The sequence below is a fragment of the Chryseobacterium sp. KMC2 genome, from assembly GCF_016756935.1.
GTDB classification, from domain to species: domain Bacteria; phylum Bacteroidota; class Bacteroidia; order Flavobacteriales; family Weeksellaceae; genus Chryseobacterium; species Chryseobacterium rhizosphaerae.
In genome coordinates this window covers 25,996-44,375 of sequence record NZ_JAESIT010000001.1, presented here as the reverse complement: position 1 = coordinate 44,375, position 18,380 = coordinate 25,996, and the positions used below count along the sequence as shown (strand labels likewise).

Below are 18,380 nucleotides of genomic sequence, written 5' to 3'. Positions count from 1 at the left end.
ATATTGGGTTGTTAGGTGAAATTTCACGAAAAAATCGTTGTAGAAAGATAATGCAGGAAATCTTTAAAACATTCAGACCAACAAGTTCTATTGTCAGAAAATATGTTGATTATTATTATCTGGATATTAAAACGGACAATATCAGTAATGAGTTTAAATGTTTTCCGCACTTCAATAATGTAATCTCTCTTTACCAATCCCATATCCGATTAGAAAGCGGAGAGATGGTTTATGATGAAACGGCAAAACCATTTCAGATTTTTACGCCCATCCGGGACAAAGTTCTTCATGTAAAACAATCCGGGAAAGTATATAGAGTTGTAATTGTATTTCAGCCTTTGGGTATTCAGCAATTTTATAAAAATTTAGATTTTTCGGATTATATTACAGATTATGAATTTTTTACTCAGAATGAATTAAGCGACATTTTCTCAACAATAGAAACTGATCTGTCTGAAAATCTGTTGGATAGCTTTCTTGAGAAAAGATTCAAAGAATTTGAGAATACCATTCTTGAAAAATCCATTCATTACATTTTCAATAATTACGAAGACTTCTCAGTCACGGAAGTTTCCAGAATAATAGGGACAAGCCGACAACATATAAACCGGGTTTTTCAGGCTCATTTAGGGGTTTCCGTTAAAAAATTCCACGAAATTGTTCTATTCAGGCAAACGATAAATAAGAAACTTTTTGAGAACCCTGATACTAATTTTACAGAGCTTGCTCACGAATTTAATTTTAATGATCAGTCTCATTTCAATAAGACGTACAAAAATCTCACTGAAAATTCTCCAAAATATTTTTTTTCAAAAGGAACTGTATTAGGACATGAAGATACTTTTTGGCATTTGATGCCTTAATTGGTCATGTTCCATTTTTACAAGTTTTTCTGATGCATAATTTTTAGCTTTGCTTCATAAATTGTATCGATGAAATATTGTATAATGCTGCTTTTGATCTTCCTGGGGTCTTTTGTACAAGCACAGGAAAATTACTCTACATTAACGCGAAAGGCTTCAGAGCTACTGGAGGAAGCTAAAGGTGAAATTGGCTACAGGAAATCTCTTGATCTGTATGAAGAGGCATTCAGAAAATATCCTGAAAAAATTGACAGCGAAGGACTGTATAACGCTTCTCTTCTGGCTTCAAAATTAAAAAGTAATGATAAAGCATTCCAATATCTTACACCGCTTTCGTCGATAAAAAGCAGTGGATATAGTTTTCCCGGTTGGAATTACATCCTGGAAGATAATGCTGAACATGAGTACGAAAATTTGCTGTCAGATCCAAGATGGCATACGTTGAAGCAACAGGCCGTCAAATACAAGGCTCAGTTTTATAATGAGTTGCAGGAAAAGGAGAATGAGTTTTATAGCGTTAATAAAAATACACTGAAGGAAATTGAAAACCCTGAGCTGTTGTACCGGGAAATCAAAAAGATCAATCCTTACCAACCGAAAAAGGACCGTGATTATTCTATTGGATTCAAAATAAACGACTCTGCCAAAACTTCATTTTTTATTCATTTACCGCAAAATTATAATCCTCAAAAGAAATATACCTTGGTCTTTTTTCTTCATGGAGCCGTAAGAAATAATGAGTTGGCAGACTATCAGATGGCAGAATGGAATTTAGGGGGCTGGAATAGGTTTTATAGAAAATATGCGGATCAAAACGATGTGATTCTGGCTTTTCCAAGAGGGAGTAAACAGTACAACTGGATGTTGTCTGATAATGGTTTTTTTATGATTCCTGAAATGCTTAAACATATTAAAAAGACCCTTAATATTGATGATAACAAAGTTTTTATTTCAGGACATTCGAATGGGGCAACAGGCTCTTTTTCTTATCTGATGAAACAGCCCACGCAGTTTGCCGGATTTTACGGATTTAATACCTACCCTAAAGTGTTCACGGGAGGAACTTTTGTAGAGAATATTAAGAACCGGTCGTTTATCAATTTTTCAACAGATAAAGATTATTACTATCCACCCAATGCAAATGATGACTTTACAAAAATGATGAACGGAATACATGCTGATTATAAGGAATACCGCTACAATGGATTTCCCCATTGGTTTCCTCAATTTGATGAATCGGAACCTGCATATCAGATTCTCTTTAAAGACCTGACTACCCGGAAAAGGAATCCTTTTCCCAAAGAAATTTCATGGGAGTTTGATGACGAAAAATATGGAAGTATTGATTGGATTTCCAATATAAAATTAGATACTTTAAGCATAAAAGATCATGAAAGGAAAGAGTTGAACTTTAAAATCAATACATGGCTGGCTTATGATGATCATGATAGTTTGATTGTGAAAAAGGTTGATAAAAATGCATTTGACTTTCCCAGGAAATCAGGTAGAATAAAAGCGGAGTATCACAATAATGTTTTCAGGATTGAAACATCGAATGTAAAATCCTTTTCGATTAATATTTCTCCTGAAGCTGTCAATCTCAAAGATAAAATAAAAATTTACATCAATGGGAAGCTGTATTTTACCGGGATAATAAAATATAACCGGGAGTTTATGTTGAAGAATTTTGAAGATAATAAAGACCGGGAACAGGTTTGGATCAATGATATTGATGTGAAAGTATAAAGTCTGATTGATCTTCTGCAACATAAAAAACGGCTTCTCAAAGAAGCCGTTTCCGCTTATTTATATGCGAAAAGTGATTAGTCTAAAATATAGATCTTCTTTTCTTTAAGATTAAAACCCAGCTTTTTGCCCAGCCAGTTGATACTTGTTTTACCTTCGTAAATCAATCCTTCCACAAAAAGCACATTAGGTTTATCCACCTTTACAAATGAATTGGAAACAGCATCTACACTTCCTTTGTAAAACTTATTGATGATTGCAGGATCAAATTCGCTCTTCTTTTCAATTAGCTGCAGGCTTTCTTTTTTTATGCCTAAAGTCCCCATCAAACGATCGCTCAGCCAAAATGAATCATTACCGGCTCCGGAGTCTAAAAGAACATTGATCCGATATGTATTGTTCAAAAGTACATAGGTGCTAATGTCCAGTGACTGATCAGCATTGGTAGAAAGCTGGATATCCAATACTTTATTACCGCTTAATTTTTCCTTCGGGAATATAAGCTCTTTGTTTGTATAATCTATAATGAATTCCGTATCATAAAACATGGGCAGAGAAAGTAAACCGTCAATTCCCTTTATTTCCATGTCATGAGTGGCATACCAGGTATCTTTAAATTTTTTACCGTTAACAATAACCTCTTTTGATTTGAATAGTGGGACTGTCATTTTTTCACCCGTAGCGCGAAAAGCAGTTAAGAAATTATAAGACTCTTTTGGGGCTAAGTTTTTGGAAAAGTTTCCCAAAAACAGATTAATTCCTCCTCCGGTATCAAAAATGAAATTTCCTTTCTTACCTTCCACTTCAGCCTGTACAAGAAGATGTCCGGAAGGTAATATGTTGAGAGGCGTTTTTTGTGCTAAGACAACAGCCGAGTATAGAAATACGGATGCGGTAAGAACCGATTTTTTAATAAATGATTGATTAAACATCTGAAAATAGGGTTATTGTTTTTAAGTTCTGCTTTCATAAATATATGAATTCTGCAAATATAATATATTCTTCCAGCAAAGCTATAATAAACCCATAAGTACATTTTCAGTTCTGTGTACTGACTTTTCAAGGGATCCGGATCGGTAATCAGACTGCTGACTTCCTGTTTTTATTCACCTGCCAAAATAATGATGATAAAGAGTAAAAATACTTCCTACCTAAAGTAAAATACTTAGATTTGGATTTCAAATTTTAAAATATAACTATGGACAAAAAGATTATAAAAATTACCCACGTCACAGGGACGTATATTATTAAGATTGCCGAAGGAAGACTTAATGAAATGAAAGCCCAGCTGGATAAATGCCTAAATGATGAACAGGCAGCGATTGTCGTGAAGGGGGAAGATGGAGATCAGTTTGTATATCCGTCGGATTTTATCAAGAATAGTTTCATCGCCATCGTAGACCGTGAATAGGGTGGGGCACTCTATACAAAATAAGGTCCGAAAATCGTTTTAGGGACTATGTTTTTAGTGGTAGAATGTAAGGAATGGGAATTTATAGATACAGGGAGTGAAAATAATTCACCTGATTTTAAGCTTCTTATTCATTTTTGCTATAATTTGTACAGTAAAAGTTTTGCAGAAATTAAAAATCGTTCTATATTTGCACCACTGAAAACAACGGTATAGCCGGGGTTTAAGGAGAGATGGCAGAGTGGTCGATTGCGATAGTCTTGAAAACTATTGACTGTAACAGGTCCGGGGGTTCGAATCCCTCTCTCTCCGCCAGTTGGGAAACCAAAATAAGCTAAAACGCTGTAAACATTGATGTTTACAGCGTTTTTTTGTTTTAGCGCTAGTATCAAAAAAATCAAAAAAAGGTCATATTTAAAGTGACCTATCATGAAAATTTGAAATAGGTCACTAAAAATTCAGGAAAACCCGACCCATAGGCAGTGTAACGATTGAACATCTTGCAAAAAGTGGTAACAAAAAGTAAATTATTAAACAATTAAAGTTATCACACAATGAACAAAACATTCAACCTGTTATTCTTTATAAAAAAGAATAAAATCAGAACAAACGGAACTGCTCCTATCTACTTACGAATACCGATAAACGGCAAGGCTGCAGAGATTGCGGCTAAAAGGTATATAGCCCCAAAGAAATGGGATAATAGATGACAGAAAGCTGTAGGTAATAGTCAAGAAGCCAAAATACTGAACTCTTACCTTAAAACTTTGGAACAACAAGTTTACGATTTTCATTACCTGATACTCAAAGAAGAAGACTTAGTAACCGCAGAAAGTTTAAAATCTAAACTGCTTGGGACTGACATTTCCACAAGAATGCTCATCCCTATTTTTCAGGATCACAATGATAAAGTAGAAGCATTAATAGGTCAGGATTTTGCTACCGGTACATTGGAGTTAACGGTAAATATCTACAGAGGATTTAATTTGAATTAGAAGCTGTTGCTTCTTTTTTTATCTCACTCAAAACCATAATCCTCTGTCCAAATCTGATTGAAGTTTTTTATAAAATCTATTTAAATTCTTCTTAGAAGAATTGCTTCAACTATATTTATCTCAATTTTATCTGCGTTGCTAAATTGTGTCATTTAAAATAATGAATCCGAATGCTTAAAATATTTCTAGCTATTAAATTGATTAAAAGTCTTTTGTTTAATACAAGCAATTATAGGTTTTTTGAAAATATTAGCGAAGTTAATACGGTGATAGATAATTATTCTTTTTTCTTTATCAGAAAAGGCATGAAACAAGAATATTTTTTTCAAAGTAGTCTCATCTTGATTTCCGACGTGTTTTATTATTTGACTTATTGTAGATCTTAATGTTTTGTTGGTATAATAAATTACTCAACATTTTTTCTTTATTTCCAAGTAAAGTCATATTTAAGCATGATGGCTTTTAGAAAAAGGTCTAACCTTTCACCAGGATTTAAATTATTCAATTCTTTACATTAAGTACACTAATCATATTTTAGAATTTTTATTTTCTATTTATCAAAGCTTCATAAATTACATACCTCAAATATTCTGAAGCTTCTATATCTTCATTCGCTAATATTTGAATATTATTAAAAAGATTTAAAAGATCAATAATATTTTTAGTTGTAGTCGCTGTTAATTCATTCATAATAGATGCTTTAAATTTTCTGATATCCTCATTCTTAGCATTATCAATCTTTCGGCGCACAAGAAATTTTATTTGCTCTGTATTCTTAATATTTTTTATCGCTTTTATATCTTCGTAAAGTTCGTTATGGACCTTATCTACATTTTCAAAGTCAGTTAAGCTCTTTAGTCCATTTGTTGGTTTTTGATTGTGTTTGATAGCTAAAATTTTAGACTTTATGTCTTTTGGTTTAATATAAATTTCATTTTTTTTCTTTTGGGCATCGTAACTAATTGTACAGACTCCTGAAAAACGTAAGGCTTCTCTTTTAATTTCATCATTTGAAATTTCAACGATATTTTTCACAAACCCAATTCCTTCAAGTTCTTTTTCACCTGTTGTATCAAAAAACATTCTGATATTTGATTCATTGTATTCACACAATTTAAGAGAATAAGCAACGCCGGAAGATTTAATTTCTTTGTAAAGTGTTAATAGTGCTATAACGACCGCAATGGAATTGTTGTAATCAAAATAATTGTCAGTTGAGACTATCGCACGCAAATAATAATTATTATTAGGTTTATAATGTATTAATCTATATTTTTTGTCTTTTATCTTCTCCTCTTTTAGTAATTCAAGATTTGTTTCTACAATTTTCTTAAATCCATTATCGATAAGCTTTTTTGCATATTTATCCATGCTGAACAAGTTGCCAAAGAAATCACGTTGAGCAGAATATTTTGGATATGTTTTCAGAGTGGTCTTACCTCCGAAGTTCTCTCTGTCAGTAATATTATTAAAATTGATAGTGAAAGTATTATCCGAATAGAAAGTGATGTTGTTAAGAGTTGAAATTAAATCTTTTTTGATATAATTTTTGTTTTGAGCAATTTGAGAATTTACAAGTGTTTGAGCTCCTGTTATTGGAATAAACTCATCTTGTTCAAATTGTTTGTTTAAGGTTTCTTTGATTTGATTTGCAGTTTGATCTGTTGAAATTAATAATTTGAAAAGATCTGAAATCAAAATTCCAGTATCTGATTTTGGAATATCTAGTTTTAAAATAGAGCGTTTTTTTGTTTCCATTGATAGGACTTTTTTTATTATTTATTAATGAGCGGTATAGTGCAAAATTTTAATAATCAAATGTATATAACAAAGTTGTCTTTTTATTACGGTTTTCCGTAAATAGCAAAAATAAAGACCATTTTAAAATTCACTATCAGTATTTTTACTGAATTTAATTCAGACTGTTAAATAATAAAGAAAATTGAAATTAGGTTGAGAGAAAAAGGATTTACTTAATCCTGAAGACAGATTGGAAAAATAGGAATAGTAGTTTAAAGTTGAATTAAAAAAAGAAGCAAAGTAATTAAACTCTGCTTCTAATTTCTGTGTTGACCAGGTAAAGATCTGCAATGTTGGATTACATTTTCTAAACGGCCTAAGCGCATTCTAGTATAAGCTCTCACGAACACTGGTTTTCCACCAGCACATTGTACACATGGTGTCATAATAAAAGGGTTTTAAGTTAATAATTATAACATCGAACCCTTATGACTTGTCTACATTTACAAATATATTTTTATTTTACCACTTACCAAATAGATTAGAAGATATTTCTATTTCAAATTTTTGGTTTCCTGATATAAATTAAGTAAATGATAAACGGACATATCTATTAATGGCTCATACATAAATGAATTTACATGTATATTTTCAGGCGTCATCAGGTTAACCTTGTCTATAATTCCTAAGTTAGTACTTGTAGGATGTTTTTTTTTATACATATTGGACAGTACTCTTGTTTGAACATGTTTTATTTTAGTAAGATCTGCTTCTGGCAACTTAGATATCATATATTGTTCAGCTTTTAATCTACTAGCAATCGCCAAAGTAATTTTATTTTCTAATAAAATTTCATTGATGTCTTTTTCTTCAATGATTAAATCCGCAGTAGCGAAAATAAAATTCTGAATTTTAATAGTTTTATCAAAATCAAATTCCTTGTCCTTCAGCTTGTTGATTCTATTCTTATAAATAGTAAAAACATCATCAATGGTAATATCTTTTGAATTTGTTTTTTCATGAAGACAGCTTGTAAGTTTTATGCAGTCATCTGCATCCGACGAATCTGAATAATCAATTATATTACGAATAAAAGAGATAAGACTTATGAAAATTTTTGGATTGTGTGAATTTTTCAAAAATTCTTTAAAAAGATCTTTTTTATACAAACCTTCAACAATATTTATCATTCGATTTTCATCTTTTGATGTCATATACGTTTGCTTATCCATGTTTAATCGTGATGCAATTGTCCTATAAAAATCGAAATTATGTGTAAGAATGAGTGATTTAAATTTTTCTGATTGATGAAGTTCACTAATATATTCTATTATAGCATATTTATTTTTATAATCAAAAGAGTCTGCTATGTCATCGAAGATTAGCAAAGTTCCCTGAGAATTATTTTTTCTTGATTCTATCTCAAATAAAAACTGCAAAATAAAATATGCCCGTTGTTCACCTTTACTGAGTATTTTTAATAAATTTTCTTTTGTTTGGGGTTTAGATTCTTCATTTTTATTTGTAAAAATAAATTCCAAATTAGCCGTTTCCCGTTTTAAAATTACGTCATGTAGGTTTCCCATTTTTACTTCAAATGGAACATAAAATCTATCATTAAATTTTTTAATAATATCTTTCCATATTTCTACCTCTTTTTTAGATTCTGAGATAATAATATCTAATTCTTTCTTTTTCTCTTCGTACATTTCAGATAATGCTTCAGCATCATTCTTAACCTCAGACACGAAGCTAGTCCAAACCTTCTTTTTGAACCCTTCATAATCTTTTAAATTTACCAATAAGGAATTATCCTGCTCAATAACCTGTTTGAATGCCCTCAGATCTATGTTTGCTCCAATAGCCTTGTCGACTTTGTTAAAAGATTCTTTTAACTTCTCATCAGCTAAAATTCTTTCAAGCTCAGCATTATATATTTCTTTTAGTTGTGATGATTCTGTAATTTCTGTTCCATCTTCCAAAACAAATTTATGACCGGCATCAAAGTAAGAGTTGTCCTCTATGGATTTCATAATTTCATTTACCTGATAGGTTCCGAAAGTATTATCACCAGATAATTTAAATAATTTAGAATTTGAAAGGATTTGATTGTAGTTTTCTACATAGTCATCTAACAAGTTCTCATTTTTATCTAAGAATTTTTTTACAATTCCTTTAGTGTCAAATACTGTATTGTACTTAAATGTAATCTTATCTGAGTCCTCAGTAAGCTGATCCACGTTTGAGGATAATACGTCAAAGAAATTTTTCTCAGAATCGTTGCTAAAAGTTCCCATATATTCAACTTCACAGTCGGTACTCTTTGATATTGCTTTAAGTTTTTTTAAAAGTTCAGCTTTAGCATTATTCAGTTCAGAATAAATTTGATCATATTTTTCTTTAAGTTCCTTACGAGCTATAAATGATGTTATTTTATTTGTCGCATCATAAGAGTTGTCTTCTGCGTTGATAACCAAAATTGACTCTGGATTTATTTCTAAGTCATCTGATAATATTTCAAATTTTGACTTTTTATTATATACAACATCTTTTGGAAGATTTTTTTTATCATTCTTAGAAATCAAATCAAATGTTTTAGCGAATGAGGTTTTCATTGTTCCGTTCGGTGCATAAATAAGGTATGAATTAACCTTACTAAAATCAAATTCATGTTTTAATTTTCCTATGCCGAAGCAATTTTCAAAATCTAATTTTAAAATTTTCATGGTTTTTTTATTTTAAAAAATATGAGTTCCAATAATAAGATTTATTTCGATAACAAATATGTGTGAAACCATAATATGGAATTTTTTCAAAAAAATCCGTAAAATTTTTATGTACGCAAAATCATTGCGCAGTATTGTTCTAATTTCGTATTGTGATAATTAGACAGTGTAAGAGATAACTCATTTTTTTTTAATATTCGAATTATCCGATAATGTACACTTGTTTAATTATTGAAAGTAAAATTATAACAAATTAAAATTTTCTATTATGAAAAAAAATCAACACGTCGTGCCGCATCAAGGAAAGTGGGCAGTAAAAGGAGCAGGTAATCAAAAGAATACCGTAATTACAAATACACAGAAAGAAGCTATTGATAAAGCAAGGAATATTGCTATTAATCAAGAATCTGAGCTTTTTATTCATGGAAAAGGTGGCCAGATCAGAGCTAAAAATAGTTATGGTAATGATCCAAGTGATGTAAAAGGCTAATTATCAAAAATTAATGAAATCAAATTATCAGTGACGTTTTTCCATTGTTGGTGAAAAGCAAGATTTAAAAATTAATTAGATATGGATTAGATATATATATTAAAAAAGTAGATGATGAACAAAAATTCATAGGAAATAATAATTTAATAAAATAACAAAATGGAAACATTTAATACTTATTTTACAAAGTTAAGAAATAAAGATATAGACTTTGTAGACATCCCTTTAGGGGAAGATTTAGAGGCATTTATTTGCCCATTTTTAATCGAAAATAAAAAATTAGGTACACCAATAGCACTTAAAGTTTATGAAAGGGTACATCAATTTTTAATAAAACTTAACAGGGATTTTATTGAACCGGATAAAAGAAATGAGGGGATTGAGTTTCTTTCTCATTTACATGAGCCTAATGAATTTCATTTAGGTTATTCGCATAGAAATAAAGGTAAAGCCGTTTCTGATGTAAGAGCGGAAGTAATTTATGATGCACTAAGAAATAATACTTTAGCAAAACAAAATGCCGCAATTACCAATGAAGCTCATTTTGTACTTCTTCTCGTTAAAGGTATTGGACAAGATATTATGTCTGATATAATAGCAAATGTTTGTAGAGATATTTTTGCTGATTTTACATTGCAGATATGTAGAATACACAATATTTATACAATTGTTAAAAGTATAGAATTCTACAATCCTATTAGAGGTTTTTGGGAAGTTACAAAGGTAGAATTACCGGATTATGCTGGTAAACCAATTATACTCTTACCTAAGTTTATAATTAGTGGAGGAAGAGCATATGCAAATCTCTACAATTGGTTTATTGCAAGAAATTATATTTCTTTGGAAATTCTCAATAGAAAAAAAGCATTGCCCACAGATGGTCAATTTATATTCAAATTGAAAAATGGCACACAGAAAGCTATTATTAAGAAGATTTACAAAGCGTACAGAAAACCTAAAGATGAACTTATAGATTTTGTTAAAAAATTTAGAGGTTCATTGGATGAATTCGTTTGGTATGCAAAAGAAAATTATCCTGAGCTTAATTTAGATGATTTAAGATAGAATATTGATTAAATAATTGCGGTTAAAAAAACCGCAATTGTTATTTTTATAGAGTGCTTTTTTTTTATATTATACATTAGCTTTTTTATCCAACCAATTTAAGAAATCTTCTTTGTGAAAATTTGGTGATGATATTTTGCAAATCATAAATAATATATAAACTATTTCTTGTTGAAATTCCCGAAGCTCACTATTATCAATATATAATCTAATTGATTTGTGTGTCATTTTATGTCTAATCTCATACATATTATCTAACAATAATCTAAACTTATTTTTAAGTTTGTGATTTGAGCCGAATCTGAAATCTAATAGACGTCTCTTGCTTTTTATCTCCATCTTGAAATTTCCATCTTCTTTAAGGAATATACTTTCAATAATCATAATAAGTTTTGAATTTCTTAAAGGTAAATCTTCTTCGGCAATACATTTTGAATAAAATGGAATTGCTTTATGCTAAAGTCATTACCAAAGAAATTAATCCGGTAGCTTCATCCGTATTGTATGGAGACCTGTTTTCGATGCAGCGATCACATATATTCTGTTTATTGTAGAGAACGGAAATGGATAGGCTTCTTGAAAATATCAACATCATAGACCCTGGAGCCCATTTTTAAGACAATAATATAAGGTTTTAGCTTTTCCATAAGAAAAACAGAGGCAAATCCAATCTAATTTTTATATTTGCAGGGGACAGTTTGAATCTCAAAACACTGTTTCAATCGCTAAAAACTAAAAAAACTGAAAACCAAAAGAATAAAGAATGGGTAAGATTGACTTGTTAATTGTTGTGACTGTAATCTCTTTGTTTATTTCATTATTTCTTGTATTCTTTTTGCTCACCGTTAAAACAAAATATAAAATAAGCAATGTTCTGTTTGCTGCTTTTCTTCTCATCACTGCAATAGATAGTTGTGAACCTTTGTTTAATCTAACCGTTGATGGTCCTTCCAACCTGGGAATGCTAAGAAATACATTTGCTTTCTTACAAATTCCTGTTTTTTATCTGTATGTATTATCTGTCTGTTATTCCGATTTTAAGCTTACATTCAAGTATATACTACACGTGCTTCCCTATTTAATTGTCAATTTAGTTTTACTGCCTCGGTTTTATGCGGTTGATAGTGCTTCTAAAATTGATTTTCTTGTGAATCGTCAGCATATGATAGAGCTGCAGTTTACCCATATTCTTTTTCATCTTCAGATTGTTGTCTATCTTATTGCTGCTTTTAGGATATTAAGAAAAACAAAAAAACTATATCTTGAAAATTATGCAGGTGCCAGCGTCAATTCGTATAATTGGTTGTTTCAGTTTACAAGCGTACTGACTTTTCTATATTTGATTGTCTTTTTAAAAAATATCTTTAAATTTTCCGACTATCCCTATATTTCTGAATGGATAAAAATTGGTATTATGGTACTGGTGTTGTTTATCGTTTGCTGGTATTTATTTAAAGCATTGAACAATCCCGGTTTATTTAGAAATGTTGATTCGAAATTAAAACTTGTTTCTGATATTATTTCAGAAGAAAAAAAGAATGAGTCACCAACTGAAAACGAAGAGACGTTAAGCTCAGAGATTATAAAATTAAAGAAATATATGATCGAGGAAAAACCCTTTCTTAATCCTTCGCTGACGATTCAGGATATTTCTAAAGATATTGAAATTCCTACTCGGGAATTATCCGTATTAATTAACCATCAATTAGGGCAACATTTTTATGATTTTGTAAATACGTATCGTATAGAGAATGCTATGGATATTTTAAAAGATACTACAAAAACGAAGGTAACTATTCTTGAAATCCTGTATGAAGTGGGTTTTAATTCAAAATCTTCTTTTAATACTGCCTTTAAAAAACATACGGGTACTACTCCAACTTATTATCGTAAAAATCTGCAAGTCAGTATTTTGTAATTATTCGTACTCTTTTTTGTAAAGATTCGTACTTATTTTTCTACACAAATGTGATCGAATACTTTTACTCGGTCGCCTAATTTTGATTTCTCCCACATCTTTGTATCGAAATAATTTTTTAATATAAAATAACGATACAATGAAAACTTCATCAAAACTTTTAGCGGCCCTATTATTCATCAGTAGCTTTTCTTTTGGACAGGACATTTCCCAAAAAATTGATTCCATCATACATGATAATTATAAAAAAAATCCTGAGGTAGGGATCAGTGTTGGTTTTATCAATAATAATAAAGAATCTTATACATCATACGGTAATTTGAATGCAGAAAGCCCGATGAAAATTAATGAGAATTCCATATTTGAAATTGCATCTATCACTAAAATTTTAACGTCAAATTTAATTGCTCAGGCAGTTATGGATCATAAAATAAAATTAGATGATTATATAGATGGTTTTCTTCCCAAAGAATATATCCTTCAGGAAAATCTTAAAAATAAAATTAGAATTTCTGATCTGGCATCACATCAATCAGGTTTACCTGATATAGATTTTGCAAAATTAATTGAACAGGATCCGCAGCAGCCTGTAAATAGCGTGACTGCACAAACATTAACTGCTATAATTAATAATTGTAGTGAACTAAAAGATTATGGTAAATATCGTTATTCTACGATTGGATATACTTTATTAGGGCAAATATTGGAGAAGGTCTATGGTAAGAGTTATGATGACATTATAAGAGCCGGAATGATAAAGCCTTTGCATATGAGGAATACGTTAACTAAGGATTTTAATGTAAAAAACAGAACAACGGCTCACAATCCTGATGGGGGTATTCAGGAATTCTTCAAATGGAATATTACAGCACCTGCCGGATTGGTAAAATCTAATGCTGCTGATATGGTTACCTTTTTAAAAGCTGTTTTAAATAAAGAAACAACAGTAGGGAAGGCTGCCATTATTATGGAGAAAATAGTGTATAAGGATGAAAAAAGGGAAATGGGATTGGGTCTCAATATTGTGACCGATGATAAAAATACAATTTATATGAAATCGGGAGATTCTATGGGACAGGCTTCCATCATATGCTATAACAGGAATAAAAAATGGGGTATTATCATACTGCTTGATCAGAGAAATTCAAAAATGAGACAAGACCTGTTGAATAAAATTTATGATACTGTCCTGAAATAAATACAGTACTGATAGCAGGAGTTTAGCCAAATGATAGGTGGAAGAAAAGTATCTTTTAGAGATCATTTTTCTGACCATAAATCTTAAACAATCGTCAAATATTATACAGAACAGGGATTGTAATAACTCTTTTAACTTAAAAAAATAATACCATGAAAAATATCCTTTATTTACTGATTGTTACACTTATAATGTTGAGTTGCCAGACAAGCAATCACGTATTAACCTCAAAAAAAAATTATAGCTTTCTTACAGACAGTTTGCATATTGATCAGCAATTAGAAAAATACAAGCTTCCGGGATTTAGTCTTGTCGTTTTTGAAAATTATCAAATTGTATACTCAGATCAGGTGGGAGTGAAATCAATGGGTTCTAAAGAAAAGCTGGATGAAAATACTGCTTTTTCCACAGCATCAATTACAAAACCAATTACAGCGCTTCTTTGCCATATACTTGAAGAAAAAGGCTTAATCAATCTAAATGACCCCATAGATAAGTACTTAAAACGATGGCATTTGCCAAAAAGTAAGTTTACTGAAAATAATAGCCCAACCTGGAAACAGTTTTTTAATCATACCTCTGGTACAAATCAAGGTGGTTTTGCAGACTATTATGAAGGAGATGTAATTCCAACCATACAACAAAGTCTTTTAGGACAGATACCAAGATATAATAAGGAAATTGAATTTTTGTTCACGCCGGGAACTGATTTTGAATATAGTGGAGGGGGCTATGTCATTATCCAAATGGCATTGGAAGATACGTTCAACAGACCTATTGGAGACCTTGCAAAAGAATATATTTTTTCACCTCTTGGCTTGAAAAATACAACAATGACACAGCCTAACGAAAAAGGATTTCTGATGAATGCTGCCCGTGTTCATGATAAGGATGGAAAAGTTATTAAAACAGGGCTTCCCATCACTCCACAAATTGGAGCATCCGGAGTATGGTCTACACCTGCAGATCTGGCTAAACTTTCTATTGAGATACAAAATGCTTTGCGTAATAAAAATAATAAATTGATTTCTTATCAGGTCGCAGAAAAAGTAACAAAGGTGACGGCTTTGAAAAATGCGGTTGGCGGCTGGGGCTACGGATGGCAAAAGTCTGTTGCTTATAACAACTATGATTGGTTTATGTGCAGTGGTTCCAATACTGGAGTGGGAGGTAGTATTTTTGCTACTATGACAGATGGGAATGGCTTCGTGTTTCTTGCGAATGGCGAAAAACAAAACCGTATTCCTGTGCTAAATGAAACTCGGATAAAGATTCTGAAATTGATGGGCTGGAACAAAAATATACCTGACGAGGAGATTCAGGAAATCCCATTACATCTAAAAAAACAACTCATTGGAACCTATAATGATATTCTTTATGGGCAGGGAATGGAAACAAAAATTGTAGAAAAGAATAACCGTCTCTACGTTGAATCTCCATTTTTGGAATATTTTAAAGGAAAAAATGAGAATGAGCTGCTGTATCTGAAAAATGGATATTTTAAAATTGTAGATTATCCAAATTTATTACAATTCGAGTTCAGTAATGGAGAGGTAAGTTCGGTTACCTTAACAAGAGATAGTCTGAAAACCAAAATTCAACTTATTAAAAATAAATAGTCTATAGTCCGGCAATAGGAAGTTTAATAAAAAAGTTTCCTATTGCCGGATATATTAATTTGAAGATTGAAAATTCACTGGACAATTCCTAGCGGGTGTTTTATTTTAGAAGAAAATAAGAAATTCTATGTTTAGCTTTTTAGAGGCTCATGCCTAATAGTTGAGAACACATAAAATAGGGCAGCCGCTATCTCTAAACTCCTTGCGGCGTATACAGAGGTCTGCTCCGGTGTGCCATCTGAAACCTTAGGGTCTTCAAATGTGATCGGTATCCTTTTTTCAGCACCGGGAATAAAAGGGCATCCCTCATCTGCTTGCGAACAGGTCATGATCGCTGCAAATTCCGAAACAGGGTTGAACGCACTGTCATATTTCTTTGAAAAGCCTATAACAGGTAAGGCGTTGTCGTCATATTTTATCACATAGACCGGATTGTCAGTGTCAGCAATCTTAAAAACTTCAAATCCCTGATGAATCAGCGTTTCAGCCACTTTGGGGAATAATGCTGTTTCTTCTGTACCCCCGGAATAACAGTATACACGAGTGATATTGTAGTAGGATGCAGCTGTCTGTGCCCAAATCTGCGAAAGATGGCTTCTCCGTGAATTGTGTGTACAGATGAAGTTTAAATTAATATCCAGCCCCTTATTTACTTTATCCTGAATAAATTGGATCAATGGAATTAATGCCGCTCTACGTTCCTCCGTGAGATTCTGTACATCAATGAGAGTGCTGGCCGTTTCTTTGATTTTCTTATACATAACTGAGCTGATAAATAGTTAACAGCATCCGGAATCTGGAGCACAGCAAGAAGTCTGGCTAGCTGCCAATTCGGACAGATTTTTCTTTTGTTTTTCAGATGGAATACCACAAGCGTCCTGAGCAAGGCAAGCTGTTGTTTTGTTTTTTAGTATAAAATTCTTTCCATTGAACGCCAGATCATATTTGCCGATTGTATCGCTCTGATACTCCACTTCGATCTCAGCATCTTCAATTGCCAGTTTTTCTTCGGAAAGTCTGATAATATGTAACAGTTTTCCGGGTTTTAGGCGGTGCTCATAATCATCTGCATTCCACAGCTGAAAGTTGACTGTTTTCTCATGACGGATGACACCACCACAATCAATAAAGCTTTTCGTGATCTGTCCTACTTCCGTTACATGGAAGTGTTCCGGAACAAATGTCCCGTTTTCCAATTGAAATTCAACATTTTCTAATGTGGATAAAATTTCCTTGATTTCTGATAGTTTCATATTTTTTAATTTTAAATGTTATAATTATATATTGCAATATGACGATTATAAAAGACGAAAAAAATTACGAACAGCAACTTGATACTTTAACATCCTGGTTGAAAAAGCTATTGAATTCACTTTGAAACTGTTTCCAGATTTCCTCATTAATACAGTAGCAAACTGATTTGCCTTCGATAGTTCCCTGGATAATGCCGGTATTTTTCAGCTCCTTAAGATGTTGTGAAATGGTAGCCTGTGCCAGGCCTAATTCATCAACCAGATCATTACAGATACAGGCTTTTTTGTCAATGATATATTGAAGTATAGCGACGCGTGCAGGATGTCCCAACACTTTAAATGCCGTAGCAAGCTTATTGTGCTTATCTGCAAAAATTTCTGTCTTGGTAAGTCCCATACTGTTATATTTTAATATTGCAATATTACGATGTATGTTTTATATATCCAAATATCAATGCAAAAATTTTGTTGAGGTCCCTTATTTTAGAGGTAAGACCTTTTATTTTATGGATGTTTAAAAAAGCATTTCCTTATAAGATTAGGATAAATCATTGAAAGATATTGGTTCTTATTCTTTTTATAGAGCAAGCGGCTAAGTAGCTGTGGTCTGAATTTTGCATTCGGTTTCATTCCAATTTTTACTAAGATCTACATTGTAACCATAACAAAATATAATTGAAGATATGATAATCGATGAAAATCTTTTGCTCGACAATGGAGCAGTATATGAGGAGTATTCCGCAAGGGAAACTATTTACGAAAATGGAGGTACACCGCATTATTATTTCCAGATCATAAACGGGACAGTAGAATTGAATAACTATCACGAAGATGGTAAAGAGTTTACCTTAAACATTCTTTCCGAAGGGCAGAGTATAGGGGAGTCCTTACTTTTTGGTAATAAGAAGTATCCGATGAATGCGGTGGCAAAGACTGATACCAGGGTGCTTAAGTTGGAAAAATCCAGCTTCCTTCAGCTGCTGTCTAAAAACCAGGAAGTGATGTTTAAACTATTTGAGCATCTTTCGGATAGGCTTTTCTATAAATATATCATGCTGTTTAATAATTCAGCCATAGATCCACAAGCCAAGATCAAAGCTTTGATGGATTATTATAAAGAATATCATTGCAGAAAAGATAAAGACCGGTACAGAATCCCATTAACCAGACAGCAGATTGCAAACCTGACAGGATTGCGGGTGGAAACAGTAATCCGTGCGGTGAAAAAAATGGAGAAAGATAAGTTGGTTGATATTAAAGACCGGCAGATCTATTATTAAAACAACGGTCATGTACCCTATTTTAAACCGCTTTGGATGAGCTCCAACTTTCTTTATTCTGGATTGTATTACACCA

General features: G+C 31.8%; 17 protein-coding genes and 1 tRNA gene. 12 read left to right on the top strand and 6 right to left on the bottom strand.

Translation table 11 applies throughout. From position 1 onward, the window contains the following. Nucleotides 1–50: 50 nt before the first annotated feature. Nucleotides 51–863, top strand: coding sequence for an AraC family transcriptional regulator (locus tag JML65_RS00210; protein WP_202269555.1), 813 nt, complete (start codon nt 51–53; stop codon nt 861–863). Between the two features lie 69 nt (nt 864–932). Continuing rightward, entirely contained in the window at nt 933–2,609 is a 1,677-nt protein-coding gene (locus tag JML65_RS00205) for an alpha/beta hydrolase-fold protein (RefSeq protein WP_202269554.1), read from the top strand. Nucleotides 2,610–2,686: 77 nt separating this feature from the next. On the opposite strand, the gene JML65_RS00200 is transcribed toward JML65_RS00205, so the two are convergent. Then, nucleotides 2,687–3,541, bottom strand: coding sequence for a hypothetical protein (locus JML65_RS00200; protein WP_202269553.1), 855 nt, complete (start codon nt 3,539–3,541; stop codon nt 2,687–2,689). Nucleotides 3,542–3,807: 266 nt separating this feature from the next. On the opposite strand from JML65_RS00200, the gene JML65_RS00195 reads away from it, so the two are divergent. The 4 genes from JML65_RS00195 to JML65_RS00180 all read left to right on the top strand — a co-directional run bounded on the left by JML65_RS00195 (nt 3,808) and on the right by JML65_RS00180 (nt 5,015). Beyond that, on the top strand, nt 3,808–4,020 hold the full coding sequence (locus JML65_RS00195) for a hypothetical protein (RefSeq protein WP_047485126.1): 213 nt from the start codon (nt 3,808–3,810) through the stop codon (nt 4,018–4,020). A gap of 227 nt (nt 4,021–4,247) precedes the next feature. Beyond that, nucleotides 4,248–4,335 (top strand) — tRNA-Ser (locus JML65_RS00190). A 239-nt stretch (nt 4,336–4,574) separates the two neighbouring features. Beyond that, nucleotides 4,575–4,730 (top strand): Arm DNA-binding domain-containing protein, encoded by a 156-nt coding sequence (locus tag JML65_RS24080; RefSeq protein WP_202269552.1) that lies wholly within the window; start codon nt 4,575–4,577, stop codon nt 4,728–4,730. 57 nt (nt 4,731–4,787) lie between these two features. After that, entirely contained in the window at nt 4,788–5,015 is a 228-nt protein-coding gene (locus JML65_RS00180) for a hypothetical protein (RefSeq protein WP_202269551.1), read from the top strand. A 543-nt stretch (nt 5,016–5,558) separates the two neighbouring features. Here the strand turns inward: JML65_RS00180 and JML65_RS00175 are convergent. Together JML65_RS00175 and JML65_RS00170 are read right to left on the bottom strand one after the other, a co-directional pair. After that, nucleotides 5,559–6,773 (bottom strand): hypothetical protein, encoded by a 1,215-nt coding sequence (locus JML65_RS00175; RefSeq protein ID WP_202269550.1) that lies wholly within the window; start codon nt 6,771–6,773, stop codon nt 5,559–5,561. 536 nt (nt 6,774–7,309) lie between these two features. Next, a complete protein-coding gene (locus tag JML65_RS00170) occupies nt 7,310–9,481 on the bottom strand; it encodes a hypothetical protein (protein WP_202269549.1) in 2,172 nt (723 codons plus the stop codon). Between the two features lie 268 nt (nt 9,482–9,749). On the opposite strand from JML65_RS00170, the gene JML65_RS00165 reads away from it, so the two are divergent. From JML65_RS00165 to JML65_RS00145, 5 genes are all read left to right on the top strand, one after another. Continuing rightward, nucleotides 9,750–9,971 carry a DUF2188 domain-containing protein gene (locus JML65_RS00165; RefSeq protein ID WP_202269548.1) on the top strand — a complete coding sequence of 74 codons (222 nt, stop codon included), beginning with the start codon at nt 9,750–9,752 and terminating at the stop codon, nt 9,969–9,971. 159 nt (nt 9,972–10,130) lie between these two features. Beyond that, nucleotides 10,131–11,036, top strand: coding sequence for a hypothetical protein (locus JML65_RS00160; RefSeq protein ID WP_202269547.1), 906 nt, complete (start codon nt 10,131–10,133; stop codon nt 11,034–11,036). 763 nt (nt 11,037–11,799) lie between these two features. Next, nucleotides 11,800–12,954, top strand: a complete 1,155-nt coding sequence (locus tag JML65_RS00155) for a helix-turn-helix domain-containing protein (RefSeq protein ID WP_202269546.1) — start codon at nt 11,800–11,802, stop codon at nt 12,952–12,954. A 139-nt stretch (nt 12,955–13,093) separates the two neighbouring features. Continuing rightward, nucleotides 13,094–14,152, top strand: coding sequence for a serine hydrolase domain-containing protein (locus tag JML65_RS00150; RefSeq protein WP_202269545.1), 1,059 nt, complete (start codon nt 13,094–13,096; stop codon nt 14,150–14,152). A gap of 152 nt (nt 14,153–14,304) precedes the next feature. Beyond that, nucleotides 14,305–15,771 carry a serine hydrolase domain-containing protein gene (locus JML65_RS00145; RefSeq protein WP_202269544.1) on the top strand — a complete coding sequence of 489 codons (1,467 nt, stop codon included), beginning with the start codon at nt 14,305–14,307 and terminating at the stop codon, nt 15,769–15,771. A gap of 131 nt (nt 15,772–15,902) precedes the next feature. Here JML65_RS00145 and JML65_RS00140 read toward each other — a convergent pair whose 3' ends face one another. From JML65_RS00140 to JML65_RS00130, 3 genes are all read right to left on the bottom strand, one after another. Continuing rightward, on the bottom strand, nt 15,903–16,532 hold the full coding sequence (locus tag JML65_RS00140; RefSeq protein WP_202269543.1) for a low molecular weight phosphatase family protein: 630 nt from the start codon (nt 16,530–16,532) through the stop codon (nt 15,903–15,905). Between the two features lie 18 nt (nt 16,533–16,550). Beyond that, nucleotides 16,551–17,024, bottom strand: coding sequence for a DUF6428 family protein (locus JML65_RS00135; protein WP_047490811.1), 474 nt, complete (start codon nt 17,022–17,024; stop codon nt 16,551–16,553). 64 nt (nt 17,025–17,088) lie between these two features. Next, a complete protein-coding gene (locus tag JML65_RS00130) occupies nt 17,089–17,421 on the bottom strand; it encodes an ArsR/SmtB family transcription factor (protein WP_084085913.1) in 333 nt (110 codons plus the stop codon). Between the two features lie 286 nt (nt 17,422–17,707). On the opposite strand from JML65_RS00130, the gene JML65_RS00125 reads away from it, so the two are divergent. Further along, entirely contained in the window at nt 17,708–18,304 is a 597-nt protein-coding gene (locus JML65_RS00125) for a Crp/Fnr family transcriptional regulator (protein WP_115919961.1), read from the top strand. The last annotated feature ends 76 nt before the right edge of the window (nt 18,305–18,380 follow it).